Annotated in this window: 10 protein-coding genes; 4 read left to right on the top strand and 6 right to left on the bottom strand. The window is 66.0% G+C overall.

The window, feature by feature from the left end:
- Positions 1-66: 66 nt before the first annotated feature.
- Positions 67-1,425, top strand: a complete 1,359-nt coding sequence (locus ACTMTF_RS30505; RefSeq protein ID WP_441113760.1) for a hypothetical protein — start codon at positions 67-69, stop codon at positions 1,423-1,425.
- 47 nt (positions 1,426-1,472) lie between these two features.
- Here ACTMTF_RS30505 and ACTMTF_RS30500 read toward each other — a convergent pair whose 3' ends face one another.
- The 6 genes from ACTMTF_RS30500 to ACTMTF_RS30475 form a co-directional block, all read right to left on the bottom strand.
- Positions 1,473-2,984 carry a trypsin-like serine peptidase gene (locus ACTMTF_RS30500; RefSeq protein WP_441113759.1) on the bottom strand — a complete coding sequence of 504 codons (1,512 nt, stop codon included), beginning with the start codon at positions 2,982-2,984 and terminating at the stop codon, positions 1,473-1,475.
- A gap of 179 nt (positions 2,985-3,163) precedes the next feature.
- The gene (locus ACTMTF_RS30495) at positions 3,164-4,699 is read right to left on the bottom strand and encodes a hypothetical protein (protein WP_441113758.1); all 1,536 of its coding nucleotides are present in this window, start codon (positions 4,697-4,699) and stop codon (positions 3,164-3,166) included.
- Positions 4,700-5,132: 433 nt separating this feature from the next.
- Positions 5,133-6,647: a trypsin-like serine peptidase gene (locus tag ACTMTF_RS30490; protein ID WP_441113757.1), complete on the bottom strand. Its 1,515-nt coding sequence runs from the start codon at positions 6,645-6,647 to the stop codon at positions 5,133-5,135.
- Between the two features lie 408 nt (positions 6,648-7,055).
- Positions 7,056-8,225: a trypsin-like serine peptidase gene (locus ACTMTF_RS30485; RefSeq protein WP_441113756.1), complete on the bottom strand. Its 1,170-nt coding sequence runs from the start codon at positions 8,223-8,225 to the stop codon at positions 7,056-7,058.
- 199 nt (positions 8,226-8,424) lie between these two features.
- On the bottom strand, positions 8,425-9,543 hold the full coding sequence (locus ACTMTF_RS30480) for a trypsin-like serine peptidase (RefSeq protein ID WP_441113755.1): 1,119 nt from the start codon (positions 9,541-9,543) through the stop codon (positions 8,425-8,427).
- A 336-nt stretch (positions 9,544-9,879) separates the two neighbouring features.
- Positions 9,880-10,986 carry a trypsin-like serine peptidase gene (locus ACTMTF_RS30475; protein WP_441113754.1) on the bottom strand — a complete coding sequence of 369 codons (1,107 nt, stop codon included), beginning with the start codon at positions 10,984-10,986 and terminating at the stop codon, positions 9,880-9,882.
- 283 nt (positions 10,987-11,269) lie between these two features.
- On the opposite strand from ACTMTF_RS30475, the gene ACTMTF_RS30470 reads away from it, so the two are divergent.
- The 3 genes from ACTMTF_RS30470 (at position 11,270) to ACTMTF_RS30460 (ending at position 13,502) form a co-directional block, all read left to right on the top strand.
- Positions 11,270-12,709, top strand: coding sequence for an acetyl-CoA synthetase (locus ACTMTF_RS30470; RefSeq protein WP_441113753.1), 1,440 nt, complete (start codon positions 11,270-11,272; stop codon positions 12,707-12,709).
- Positions 12,710-12,808: 99 nt separating this feature from the next.
- Positions 12,809-13,087, top strand: coding sequence for a hypothetical protein (locus ACTMTF_RS30465; RefSeq protein ID WP_441113752.1), 279 nt, complete (start codon positions 12,809-12,811; stop codon positions 13,085-13,087).
- Positions 13,074-13,502, top strand: coding sequence for a type II toxin-antitoxin system VapC family toxin (locus ACTMTF_RS30460; protein ID WP_441113794.1), 429 nt, complete (start codon positions 13,074-13,076; stop codon positions 13,500-13,502). The genes ACTMTF_RS30465 and ACTMTF_RS30460 overlap by 14 nt, the downstream gene beginning before the upstream one ends.
- The last annotated feature ends 39 nt before the right edge of the window (positions 13,503-13,541 follow it).

The raw sequence follows: 13,541 nt of genomic DNA, 5'->3' as shown, positions 1-13,541 counted from the left end.
CCCGTGCTATAAAAAGAGCTCTCTGTAAGGATGCGGGCGCCCCCGACTCCTGCCATGAGGAGAGCGATGGAACGCGAGCCCAACCGACAGCTGCAGCAGCTCATCGCGGAGGCGGGCTTCTCCCACAAGGGACTGGCCAGGCGCCTCAACGACCTGGGCGCCGCGCGCGGCACCCCCGGCCTGAAGTACGACCACAGCTCCGTGCTGCGCTGGATCGGCGGTCAGCGGCCGAGAGACCCGGTGCCCTGCCTCCTCACAGAGATATTCGCCCTACGACTCGGCAGGCCCGTGACGGCGGAGGATCTCGGCATGTCCGCCATCACGACACCCCTCGATCTCGGGCAGGAGTTCACGCACACGTGGCAGGAGGGGGTCAGGACCGTGACAGCGCTGTGGCGGGCCGACGTGGAGCGGCGAAGGTTCCTGATCGACTCGACGTTCGCGATAGGCGCGGGCTCGGTGGGGGCCGTGCGATGGCTCACGTCCCCGCCTGAAGGACGGCCCAGCAGTACGGGCGCGCGCCGGGTGGGCAGAGCGGACATCGCCGCCGTGCACGAGGTCACCCGCTCCTTCGGCGAGCTCGACAACCGGTTCGGCAGCGGGCGGGTCCGCTCCTCGGTCGTCAAATACCTCGACACCGCGGTGACCCCGCTGCTCAGAGACGGCTCCTACGGCGACAGCACCGGCCGCCGGCTCGCCGCCGCCGCTGCCGAGCTCACCAGGCTCGCCGGCTGGATGGCGTACGACCTGGAGCAGCACGGCCTCGCCCAGCGTTACCTCATCCAGGCCCTGCGCCTGGCCAGAGGCGCCGACGACCACGCGCTCGGCGGGGAGATCCTGGCCGGCATGGCCCACCAGGCCATCTACATGGGCCAGCTGGCCCACGCGCTCGACCTGGCGCGCGCCGCCCAGCTCGCCGCCCGCCGGGCCGGCGTCCCCACCCTGCTCGCCTCCAGCCACGTCCTGGAGGCGCACGCCCACGCCGGGCTCGGCGACGCCCGCTCCTGCGGCCACTCGCTGCACGAGGCCGAACGCGCCTTCGACGCCCGCAGCCCCGCCGACGAGCCCCGCTGGCTGAGCTACTTCGACGAGGCCTACCTGGCGGCGAAGTTCGCCCACTGCTTCCGCGACCTCGGCGAGGGCGAGCGCACCGTACGGCAGGCCCGGCGCTCCCTCGACATGGACGGGCGGTACGTACGGGGCCGGATGTTCAACCTGTCGCTGCTGACGGCGGGGCTGCTGCAGTGCGGTGAGCTGGAGGAGGCCTGCACGGTCGCGGTGGGGGCGTTGACGCTCGCCGGCGAGCTGCAGTCCGCGCGGTCCCGGTCCTACGTGGCCGACCTGCGCAGGCGGCTGGAGCCGTACCGGAACGAGCCCGCGGTGGTGGCGCTGAACGAGCGGACCCGGGAGCTGGTCGCCGTCTGAGCATGCGTGGAGCCCGTCACCTCGCGTGGTGACGGGCTCCTGCGCGGCTACTTGAGGAGCTCGCCGTTCGGGCCGACGACCGGCTTCGTCTCGGCGTAGTTGGCCTTGTTGTACACGTCGGCCACCTCACCGTCGAAGTAGGGGGAGCTGATGGTGTCCACCCGGTCGTTGCCGTCCTGGTCGTGGAACATGCTCGTCACGCCGTTGAGGTAACCGGTGCGCTTGCTGTTGCTGTAGCGCAGCAGCCACGGGCCGCCGTCCGCGCCGCCGGTCATCGAGCACTTGAGCACCTGGTGCGTCTCGACGCGGAACGTGTTCGCCTGGTACGTCTTGGTGCCGGTCTTGCCGTAGCACCACTTGGGCGTCACACCGGTGAAGGCCTTGTGGCCGTCGGGGTGCGGCTCGCCCGGGTAGCCGAAGACGGTGACCTTCTGGCCCAGAGGCTGGTTCCAGGCGACGCCCTGGCCGCCGACCGCATCGCCCAGGCGACCGGTGTCCTTGGCCAGGCCGACGTAGAAGGTCGTCCTGAGGTAGTCCGTCTTCGCGGTCTCCTTCACCCAGTACTTCAGGAAGTAGTGGGTGATGGTGAAGTTGCCCTGCGCGTCGATCTTCTGGTAGCCGGGGCCCTTGTACGCCTTGTACTCACTTTGGGTGACGTGGTCGACGACCAACTTGTCGGCGGCCTGGGTGCCGTTGCCGTCACCCTTGGGAGCCTTGTCGAACTGCTCCTTCTCGACTTCCTTGTAGGCCCTCTTCTTGTCACCCTTGTAATCCGGGCCGACGATGTCGGAGGTCGTCGAGAGCTTGGCCCAGCAGTCGGCGGTCTCGCCGCCGTTGAGGTCGACGCACTTCTGGTACGTGGCCGCGTCGATGGCGACGTCCTTGACCCACTTGTCGCCGGTCCACTTGTCGTACTCGGCCTTGCCGACCTGCTTCTGGCCGTTGAACCGGAAGCCGTTGTGCACCGCGACGAAGGCGAAGTCGCCGTCGTAGTCGTCGTAGGTGTCCAGGTCGTAGGCCGTGAAGGCGTAGGCGCCCGCGTAGACGCCCCAGGGGGCCTTGCCCTGGTAGTAGCCGGGGACGAACACCCACTTGTCGTAGACGTCGTCCTTGCCGTTCTCGAAGACGCAGTGCCCCGCGGTGGCGACCAGGTTGCGGTGCCTCGACTGGATGGAGGTGGCGGAGCACCAGTGGTATTCGCCCTTGTTGTCGAGGAAGAACACCTTGCCGATGGTGCGCGGCAGGTTGACGTTCTTGACCTTGGTGCCGGCCGGTGCGTTGGTCGCGGGGGCGGTCGAGCCGGGCTTGCCGTCATCCGGCTGGTCGCCGGCCTTGGCGACGACGACCTTGTTCACTGCCTTGGCGTCCCAGTGGTACTGAGTGGCCTTGCGGAGGGCGGCGCCGTTGGCGTCGAGCCAGAAGTTGGCGTTGCTGTAGCCGTCAGCGGGCTTGGGGGCGAGGGGGTCGGACGCCCAGGTGGGGGCCGCCGCGCTGGCGGGCACGGCGAGAGCGGCAGCGCTCAGGGCAGTGGCGGTGAGGGGGATGAGCAGGCGCTTCACTGGAAGACTCCACAACATTAACAAAAGGGGTGTTAGAACCCTATCGTCACTTTGGTCACACCGTTAAGAGCTTTCGGGATGTCCGGTAAAAGGCCGAAGGGCCCGGCAGAAGCCGAGCCCTTCGGGTGAAACTGAGTGAGTACGAGGTTTGGACCCTCGCGCTCGCGGCTGCTTAAGAACTACTTCTTGAGCGAGCCCGACCAGGTGTTGGCAGCCTGGTTGTAGACCGTAGCGGTCTCACCGTCGAAGTACGGCGAGGAGCTGTAGTCGTAACGGTCGTTGCCGTCCTGGTCGTGGAAGATGCTGGTGACGCCGTTGACGTAGCCCAGACGCTTGGTGTTGCTGTACTTGATGAGCCACGGGGAGCCGTCGGCACCCGGGGTCATCGCGCACTTCAGAGCGATGTGCTCCTCAGCCTTGTACGCAGCGGAGGCGTAGGTCTTGCCAGAGGTGGCGCCGTAGCACCACTTCGGCGTGACACCGGTGTAGGCCTTGTGGCCGTCCTTGTGGGCGTCGGCCGGGTAACCGAAGACGAAGACCTTGCCACCGGTCTTCTGGTTCCAGGAGACACCCTGGCCACCGACGTTGTTGCCGAGCGCGCCAAGGTCCTTGTTGACATCCTTGACGATGTAGAACTCGGACCGAAGGTACTCGACCTTGGTGTCCTTCTTCACCCAGTACACCACGTTGTAGTGGGTGATGGTGAAGTTGCCGTCCTTGTCGATCTTCTGGTAGCCCGGGCCCTTGTAGGCCGCGTACTGCGACGCGGTCACGTACTCGGTGACAGGCGCCAGCGAAGACTGACGGCCGTTCTTGAACTCGTTCTCCTTGTTGAACGGAGGAGCTGCGTCGTACTGCGCCTTGGTAACTTCCTTGCGCACCGCAACAGCGCCAGGCGTCTTCGCGCCGGCAAGGTCACTCAGGTCCGTGGTCTTGGCCCAGCAGTCGGCGGTCTCGCCACCGTTGTAGTCCACGCACTTCTTGTACTCGGCTTCGGTGATGGCGTGAGCCTTGTCGAACTTGACGCCATTGTGCTTGTCAAACTCGGCCTTGGTCACCTTGGTGGGGGTGCCGCCGCCAGGCTGGACGCCGTTGTACACGGTCACGAACGCGTAGTCGCGGTCGCGGTCGTTGTACACCGAGAAGTCGTAGTGCGTGAAGGCGGTCTTGCCGACGTAGATGCCGAACGGGGTCTTGCCCTGGTAGTAACCCGGGACGAACACCCACTTGTCCATGACGCTGGCGTTCTTGTCGTCGTCGTAGACGCAGTGACCGGCGGTCGCGACCAGGTTCTTGTACTTGCCCTGGATCGAGGTGCCGGAGCACCACTTCAGGTCGCCCTTGTCGTTGACGAAGAACACCTTGCCGATGGTCTTCGGCAGGTTGATGTTCTTGGTCTTCGAGGCGACCTTCGTCTCCTCGCCGATCGGCTTGATCTCGTTAGCCTTGGTGTCGGGCGTATAGCCGCCGCTGACCTTGAGCTTCGAGGTGGCCTTGGTCTCCCAGGTGTAGGGAGTCGCCTTGGCGAGGTTGTTGGTGTGCCCGTTGGCCGCGAACCAGAAGTCGACCACTGCCTGAGCGGCAGGGGCGTCCTTGGCCATGGTGTCCGACGCCCAGTCGGGGACCGAGTTGGCGTTGGCGGTACCGGCCAGGCCGGCGGCCAGCAGACCGGTGGCCAGAATGGCGCCACCGGCGGGGAGGAGGATGCGCTTCAAGGTAACTCCTTGCTCTGTCGTGGAACGCTTTCTGCGTCCCATGCGTCAGTAAAGGGATAGCCAGGAACATACAGTGTGGATCTTGAAGTCGGGTAGCCGCTTTGCCAGGAAAAGATGGGACAAGGCGGGCGTGACCGTTCCGTGATGTTTAGCCAGCCGTTGCGGATGAGGCGGGCAAAGGGGGCGGAGGGCGCATCTCCGCAGATCAACATAAGGGTGTTGTTAGTGTGACGACAGGGTCGGCAGTGTCCCGCCGGCTCCACCCGCGTGATTGATGTGATGCAGATCACAGTGGCTTGATGGCACCGTATCGGGCCGCCATGCGTCCAAACGACTTCACATTCGGGCTCGGAAGCAGCCGAAGGGCCCGGCGGTGCCGGGCCCTTCGGGGTCTAACGGGTGACGCTGCGGTGAAACCGATCGCTCAGCGTGACTAGACGATCTTGCCGGACCACACGTTGGCGGCCGCCTTGTAGACCGTGTTGGTCTCGCCGTCGAAGTACGGCGAGGAGATGTAGTCAACGCGGTTGTTGTTGTCCTGGTCGTTAAAGGTGCTGGTGACACCGTTCACGTAGCCGAGACGCTTGGAGTTGCTGTAGTTGAGGAGCCAGGGGCCGCCGTCGGCGCCCTCGGTCATCGCACACTTGAGCGCGACGTGCTCCTCGATCTTCTTGGCGGCCGACCCCACCAGCTTCTTCGTGGTCTTGCCGTAGCACCACTTCGGCGTGGTGCCGGTGTAGTTCTTGTGACCGTCGGGGTGCGGTCCGGCGGGGTAGCCGAACACGCGGACGATCTTCTGGGTCGGCTGGTTCCACGAGAAGCCCTGGCCGCCGACGTTGTCACCAAGGCGACCCGCGTCCTTGATGAAATCCTTGTTGATGTAGAACTCGGTCCGGTAGTACTTGATCGACGAGGTCTCCTTCACCCAGTACTTAAGGAAGTAGTGGGTGATGGTGAAGTTGCCGTCCTTGTCGATCTTCTGGTAGCCCGGGCCCTTGTAGGCCTTGTACTGGGACTGCGTGACGTACTCGACGACCGTAGCCCGGGGGGCCTTGCTGCCGTTGTGCTTGCCGGTCGTGGCGTCGGTGTACTGCTCCTTGGAGACTTCCTTGAGGACCTTGACCTTGTCCTTGTAGTCCGGGCCGACGATGTCCTGATTCTTGGAGGCCTTCGCCCAGCAGTCCGGAGTCTCACCGCCGTGGTAGTCCTTGCACTTCTGGTACTCGGCTTCGGAGATCTCCACGTCCTTGGCGGTCTTGACGCCGTCGAACTTGTCCCACTCGGCCTTGCTGACCTTCTCGGCGGTGCCGCCGCCGATCTTGACGCCGTTGTGGACGGCCACGAACGCGTAGTCGCGGTCGTAGTCCTCGTACACCTCGAAGTCGTAGTGCGTGTACGCCGTCTTGCCGACGTAGATGCCCCACGGAGCCTTGCCCTGGTAGTAGCCCGGGACGAAGACCCACTTGTCCATGACGTCCGTGTTACCGGAGGTGTCGTACACACAGTGGCCGGCGGTGGCCACCAGGTTGCGGTACTTGGACTGGATCGAAGTGGCGGAGCACCACTTGCGCTCGCCCTTCTTGTTGACGAAGAACACCTTGCCGATGGTCTTCGGCATGTTGACGTTCTGCGACTTGGACGAGCTCTTCTTCTCCTCGCCGATGGGCTTGGTGCTGCCCGGCTTGGTGTCGGAGCTGTAACCGCCCTTGCTCTGGAGCTTGGAGACGTCGTTGTGGCTCCAGACGTTCGACTCCTTCGCGGCCTTCAGGGCAGCACCGTTGGAAGCCGCCCAGTAGTCAGCGATGGCCTGCGCGTTGGACTTGCTCGTCGCCATCGGGTCCTTGGCGATGTCCGGGGCGGTCGTGGCCGTGGCCGTGCCCGTCAGACCGACGGCCAGCATGCCGGTGGCCAGGATGGCGCCACCGGCGGGAATGAGGATGCGCTTCAAGGGAACTGCTCCTTGGTCTGTCGTGGGCCGCAACATGCGGCCCATGCGTCAGTAAAGGGATAGCAAGGAACATAGCGCGGTGATCTCCGCAGGTGAAAGCCGTTGTGGAGGCTTCGGCATGAACCCCAATGGCCGTGACCATTTCGTTACATGTCAGGGGTGAAAGCGGTAAGTGATCGTTCGGGCGCGTCTGTGCAGGGTATGCCGGGGCTGTGATGGATGGGACGAAAGTTCCGTTAGCTCTTGGATGCGAAGCATCGACACAGCAAATGTGACTTAGATCACAGGAACCGGATTTGCCTCTACTCCGTCTAAGTCTGCTCGATCTTCACAGGGAACGTTCAGGTTCGGGCTCTGGGGTCAAAAAAGGGGGGCCCGGCCGAAGCCGGACCCCCCTTCAAGGGTGCGCTACTTGTAGAGCTCGCCCTTCGGGCCGACGATCTTGCCGGACCACACGTTCCTGGCGGCCTCGTAGACCGCCGCGGTCTCACCGTCGAAGTACGGCGAGGTGATGTAGTCGATGCGGTCGTTGCCGTCCTGGTCGGCGAAGGTGCTGGCGACGCCGTTGACGTAGCCGAGGCGCCTGCCGTTGCTGTACTGCGTCAGCCAGGGAGCGCCGTCGAAGCCGGGGGTCACGGCGCACTTGAGGCCGATGTGCTCCTGGATCTTGAGCCAGGGGGCGCCGACCGTCTTCGCGGTGGTCCGGCCGTAGCAGTGCTTCGGCGTGACGCCGCTGTAGGGCTTGTTGCCGTCGGGGTGCGGCGCCGAGGGGTAGCCGAAGGTGCGGACCGTCCGGTTGGAGGCCTGGTTCCAGGAGAAGCCCTGGCCGCCGACGTTGTCGCCGAGCCGGCCCACGTCCTTGGACAGCAGGATGTAGTGCTTGCCGCCCCAGGAGCGCTTGGGACCGCTGAAGCGCTTGTAGTCGCGGCTGCTCACCCGCTTGACGCCGTTGAACTGGATGCCGTTGTAGACGGTGACGAACGCGTAGTCGCGGTCGTAGTCCTCGTAGACGTCGAAGTCTTGGTGGGTGAAAGCCGTCTTGCCGACGTAGATGCCCCACGGGGTCTTGCCCTCGTAGTAACCGGGCACGAAGACCCAGTTGTCCAGCAGCGCGGTGTTGGTGTCGGTGTCGTACACGCAGTGCCCGGCCGTGGCGACCAGGTTGCGGTAGTTCGACTGGATCGACGTGGCCGAGCACCAGCGGAACTTGCCGGAGCCGTCGACGAAGAACACCTTGCCGACCGTCTTGGGCAGGTTCACGTTCTGGGAGTTGGACGAGGACCGCTCGGAGCCGCCGGGGGCGGTGCTGCCGGGACGGCCGTCGGGGTTGTAGCCGCCCTTGGAGACGACCTTCCTCACCTGGTTGGAATCCCAGGTGTAGGCCGTGGCCCGGCGGAGCGCCGCGCCGTTGGAGGCGAGCCAGAACGATGCGACGGAGGCGGCCTGGCTGGTGTTCCTGGCCATCGGGTCGGTCGCCACATCGCCGGCGGCCTGTACGGCGCCCGTCAGACCGGTCGTGAGCAGGCCGGTCGCCAGGGCGGCGCCACCAACGGGAAGGAGGATTCGCTTCACAAACATCTCCAGGCTTTTTCCTTTAGCTGACGCGGCGCCTTCGTGCGCCCCGAAGGTCAGCGAACGGACAGCCGGAACCGTACAGCGCTGACTGTGACCGCGTGGCGGCTCACTGGATCATGTCAACGGCGAGAGGGCCGTCGTGATCGTCCCGAGATGTGGATCGAAGCTGATCACCGCGCGTGACCGGCGAGTGACGTATGAGCTACATCACATTTGTCGGAGTGGTCTGTGCGGCGGCGTGCCGGTAGGCCTCTCCGGTGACGACGCTGAAGTACGGCGAGGACACCGCGTCGAACTCGCCCTTGGCGTCAGTGTTCCAGGTCAGGCTGTTGACGCCGATCAGATTGCCGAGCTTCTTGTCCGCCTGCCAGTTGTAGACCCACGGCCCGCCGCTGGCGCCCTTGCTGAAGTTGCAGGGGGCGAGCTGGACGCCGAAGTTGAGGTCGAGGGCGGGGGCCACGGCCTTTCGGGTGCCGCCCACGCAGGGCTGCAGCGCCACGCCGTTGAACGGCTGACTGCCGTCGGGCTGTGGACCGGCCGCGTAGCCGAACGCGTAGATCTTGCTGAGCGGAGACCTTCTGCTGAGCTCCAGGCCCAGGCCGCCGACGTTGTCCTGCAGCTGGCCGACGTCCTTGGCGACGTACTTGGCGCCCTGCTTCTGCCAGGTGAAGCCGCGGTGCACGGTCACGAACGCGTAGTCGTAGTCGTAGTCGTTCTTGCCCGGCCAGTCCTCGTGCATGCTGATCGAGGAGCCGACGTAGATGCCGTCGGGTGTCTCACCGTTGGCGCCCGGATTGGGAACGAAGATCCAGTATGCGGCGGCGTTGCCCTGCCGCGCGTCGTAGGCGCAGTGGGCGGCCGTGGCGACCACGCTGTGGTTCTTGGCCGATACGGAGCTGGCCGAGCACCAGTACTCCTTGCTGCCGAAGCGGAAGAACACCTTCCCCATGGTCCTGGCCGTGCCCTTGTTGGGCGCGGCGGGCGGCGCCGCCTGGGAGGTCCGCAGTGCCGATGCGGCGGCCGTGCTCGGCGCGTTGACGGCGCCCCCCGAGGCCGCCTTCGCCGCCGGGGCGGGTTTCGAACTCGGCGTGGCGGGACTGTAGCTGTCGGCCTTCTTGAGCTGCTCCGGCTTCCAGTAGTTGGCGACCTGCTGCACGTCCGCCCTGGTCTTGGTGAGCATCACCTTGTAGACCTTGGAGGCGGCCGAGGTGTCCGCGATCTTGGTGGCCACCGAGGCGTCCGACACCCCCGCGAAGGCAGGCAGCATCAACAGCGCGCCGCTGAGCGCGGCTGCTGCCAGGTGCCTGGCCCGGGGGATCATGAATTGCCTTTCTGAGGTCGTAACGGTGGATTTTTCCAGATCGACTGGTCTATTGCAGCTGGGATAGGCATTTGTTATCTGGTCAGCGTGGACCGCGGCCTATAAGGACCGCGTCAAGCGTCTCGCCGCGCCCGCCGGTCAATGATCCTATAGGACAGACGTCGCCGCAGGTCACGGACCCCCTGGGGGACGTGAATGGACGGTTGTTTCTGGTGCGGCTTTCGTGGTGGTACGTCTGTCGAACGGATCTTGTCGATCTTGCTTTGCCTTTAGCGATCATGAATGCCCGAAGGCCCCGGTCCGGCGGGATCCGGGGCCTTCGGCTGCCATCCGTGGTTACGACATGTTGCCGGTCCAGCGATTGGCGGCGGCCTTGTAGACCTTGTAGGTGTCGGTGTTGAAGTACGGCGACGAAATGTGGTCGTAGCGGTCGTTGCCGTCGGTGTCCCACGCGACGCTGTTGACACCGATCAGGTAACCGGTGCGGGTCGAGCTCCGGTAGCCGTAGAGGAACGGTCCGCCGCCGGCGCCGGCGGTGAAGGCGCACCTGACGCCGACGTGCTCCTGTAGGTCGTACTTCGGCGCGGCCGGCATCGGGGTCGTCCTGCCGTGGCACCACTTCATCGTGCGGCCACTGAACGGCCGGTCGCCGTCGGGGTGCTCACCCGCCGGATAGCCGAAGGAGAAGACCTTCACCTTGGGGTCGCGGTTCCAGGTGAAGCCCTGGCCGCCCACGTTGTCACCCAGCCGGCCGACGTTCGCGACCTGCCGGCGCCACTGGCCGTAGGTCTTCGCCCTGGTGACCTTGATGCCGTTGTGGACGTTGACGAAGGCATAGTCGAAGTCGAAGTCCTCGCGCACCACGAAGTCGTCGTGCGCGTTGAACGTCCTGGCCGCGTAGATGCCGTACGGCGCCCTTCCATCCCCGTCCCGGTAGGACGGAATGAAGATCCAGTTGGTGTAGAAGGCGTTCTGCCCGATGTCGTAGACGCAGTGCGCCGACGTGGCCACCAGGTTGCGGTACTTACCCTGCACCGAGGTCGCCGAGCAGTACCTCCAGTTCTTCGGGTTGCGCGGGTCCGTTCTCGGCAGGGTGAAGAACACCCGGCCGACGGTGTTCGGCAGGTCGACCTTCCTGGCCTTCTCGGTCTTTCTCTGCTCGCCGCTCGGGGGAACGGCTCCGGCCGGGCCGTCGGGGACGGAATCGCCGCCCCTGACGCCTCGGGAACGCATGTCGATGCCGTCGTCGTGGTCCGTGGCCCGCCTGATCCGCTCAGGTGTCCAGAACTGGACCGCCTGCTCAGCGGGGGTGGCCGCGGGCTGCGACACGACATCCGGGGGTGCGGTGGCGCTCGCCGCGACGTCGCTCACGAGTCCGGTGGCCAGGGTGACGGCCACCAGTCCCGCGAGGGGGGTCGCGACGCGCCTTGCTCGGGAAGACATGGTGCTCCTCTCAGTTCTCGGCGGCCCAGAGCGGGGTGCTGTGCCCCGGTGGGCCAGGAAAACGATCGGAACGTTATTGAATGGCGCGACCGGTCGGCCAGGAAGCGACAGGAAAAAGCATGGAACGGTTTCGTCCCGTGCGCTAAACCGTCGAATCTCAGCTATTACTAAAAAGCATTCGCCCAGGTGGGAAGGGCTGTCGTCATCGCCGGCAACAGTGGTAACACTGATTATCAAAAGCCACTCACCATCGACAGAATATTATTCTGATTAGATGGGTGGCATGGATCCACGCACCCCCTGCCTCATCGGCGCCGCCCAGCGCACGGTCCGTCGGCAGCCCGGCCCCGAGCCGCTCGACCTGTGGGAGGAGACGGCGCGCGCCGCCGCCCGCGAAGCCCTGCTCCCCGTGGACCGCCTCGACTCGATCCAGATCGTGTACACCGACTCCTGGCAGTACGACTCCCCGACCGGCCGGCTCGCCGACCGGCTCGGCGCCACCCCGCGCCACCGCGCCTACTCCAAGGTCAGCGGTACGGCGCCGCAGGTGCTCATCGGTGCGGCCGCGTCCCGGATCGCGGCGGGGGAGCTCGACTCGGCCCTGATCGCCGGAGCCGAGGCGCTCGCCACCCGCCGCGCCTACCGGCAGGCCGGCGAGCGGGTGCCGTGGAGCCATGCCGCCCACCCCAAACCGCCCTACGGCTGGGAACGGCCGCCACATCCGGCCGAGCTCGCGCACGAGCTGTTCCTGCCGGTGCACACCTACGCGATCATGGAAACGGCCCGGCGGGCGGCGCACGGCCTTTCGATCGAGCAGGAGATGCGCGACCGGGGCCGCATGATGGCGCCGATGACCGAGGTGGCCGCCGCCAACCCGCACGCCTGGCGGCGTACCCCTCGCACGCCCGAGGAGCTGGTGACGGGCAACCGGTTCGTCGGCTGGCCGTACACCAGGAACACCGTGGCCGTGATGGAGGTCGACCAGGCGGCCGCCGTCATCCTGGCCAGCACCGAGCTGGCCGACCGGCTCGGCGTCCCGCCCGACCGGCGCCTCTACCTGCGCGGCTGGGCCTACGCCGAGGACACCTGGGAGGTCGCGGCCCGGCCCGCGCTCGGCTCGTCGCGGGCCATCGCCACGGCGGCGACGACGGCGTTCGCGCGCGCCGGTCTCGGCCTGGACGACATGGGCGCGCTCGACCTCTACAGCTGCTTCGCCATCGCGCTGCGCCAGGCCTGTGACGCCATCGGGCTCGACCCGATGGACCGGCGCGGGCTCACCGTCACCGGCGGCCTGCCGTACGCCGGCGGTCCCGCCAGCGACTACGTGCTCCACTCCACCGCCACGATGGCCGCCCGGCTGCTCGCGCGGCGGGGCCACGGCCTGGTCACCGGGGTCGGCATGCACCTGACCAAGCACACCTACGCCGTCTGGTCCACCGAGCCCGGCGGCACGCTCGGAGACGGCGAGCCGGTGTTCGCCGCCGAGCCGGTGCCGATCGTCGCCGCCTGCGAGGGGCCCGCCGTGGTGGCCGGCTACACGGTCGCGCACGACAGGGACGGGGCGCCGCAGAAGGGCATCCTCGTCGTCGACCTGCCATCGGGCGGGCGAGCGTACGCCCAGGTGACCCTGCAGGAGCTGATGGCCGACGCCGAGTCCCGCGAGCTGGTCGGGCAGCCGGTCGAGCTGGCGACCGACGGGAAGGTCAATGTGGCGAGTTGGTGAGGCTGTAAAGAGGCTGCAAAGATTGTGACGACGTGGTTACTATCTGCTGTTGACATTTTTATGTCAGCGGCGGACGCTGGAGTCATGCGGAGGACCACGGTGCGCATCGACGAAACGCTCCTCAACGAGGCGAAGGCGTACGCGGCACGAAACGGACGCAGTCTCAACTCAGTGATGGAGGATGCCTTGAGGCAGCTCATGAACCGCTCCACCGAAGTGGCGGAGCGTCCCCCGATCGACCTACCCCTGTCCGGCGAGGAGGCGGGCTTCCACCCGTGGGTCCAGGTCAGGCTCGACGCCGGTGAGAAACTGGAGCACATCATCTACGACCTGGACGACATGGAGCGATACGGGGCGTTGCGTGATGCTGCTTCTTGACATCAACGTCCTCGTCAACGCGTTCCGGCCGGAAGCGCAGGACCGCCATCGCTATCACGCCTTCGTCGAGACGCTGATCAACGGTGAGTCGAGCTACGCCGTGAGCGACTTCGTCGTCAACGGATTCATCCGCACGGTGACCAACCGCAAGATCTACGTGAACCCCGACCCGCTCGAACGGGCCCTGGAGTTCGCGGAGACCTACCGCAACCAGCCGCACGCGTCGGTGGTCGACGCCGACGACCGGCACTGGGAGATCTTCACCCGCCTGTCCAGGAAAGCCGGGGCGACGGGCAATCTGATCCCCGACGCCTATCTGGCGGCGCTCGCCATCGAGCATGGTTGTGAATTCGTAACCTGCGACAAGGACTTCGCCAGGTTCGAGGGGTTGCGCTGGCGGTCCCCGCTCAACTGAACTGGGATCACGGCATAAGCCCCATAACTGGCGAGGTTG

The sequence above is a fragment of the Nonomuraea sp. ZG12 genome, assembly GCF_052068115.1.
Taxonomy (GTDB): domain Bacteria; phylum Actinomycetota; class Actinomycetes; order Streptosporangiales; family Streptosporangiaceae; genus Nonomuraea.
This window is presented reverse-complemented; position numbering and strand designations above follow the sequence as displayed.

Coding starts and splice junctions, on each gene's coding strand:
- ACTMTF_RS30505 (WP_441113760.1), top strand. CDS start 67: ATGGAACGCGAGCCCAACCGACAGCTGCAGCAGCTCATCGCGGAGGCG.
- ACTMTF_RS30485 (WP_441113756.1), bottom strand. CDS start 8,225: ATGTTTGTGAAGCGAATCCTCCTTCCCGTTGGTGGCGCCGCCCTGGCG.
- ACTMTF_RS30480 (WP_441113755.1), bottom strand. CDS start 9,543: ATGATCCCCCGGGCCAGGCACCTGGCAGCAGCCGCGCTCAGCGGCGCG.
- ACTMTF_RS30475 (WP_441113754.1), bottom strand. CDS start 10,986: ATGTCTTCCCGAGCAAGGCGCGTCGCGACCCCCCTCGCGGGACTGGTG.
- ACTMTF_RS30470 (WP_441113753.1), top strand. CDS start 11,270: ATGGATCCACGCACCCCCTGCCTCATCGGCGCCGCCCAGCGCACGGTC.
- ACTMTF_RS30460 (WP_441113794.1), top strand. CDS start 13,074: ATGCTGCTTCTTGACATCAACGTCCTCGTCAACGCGTTCCGGCCGGAA.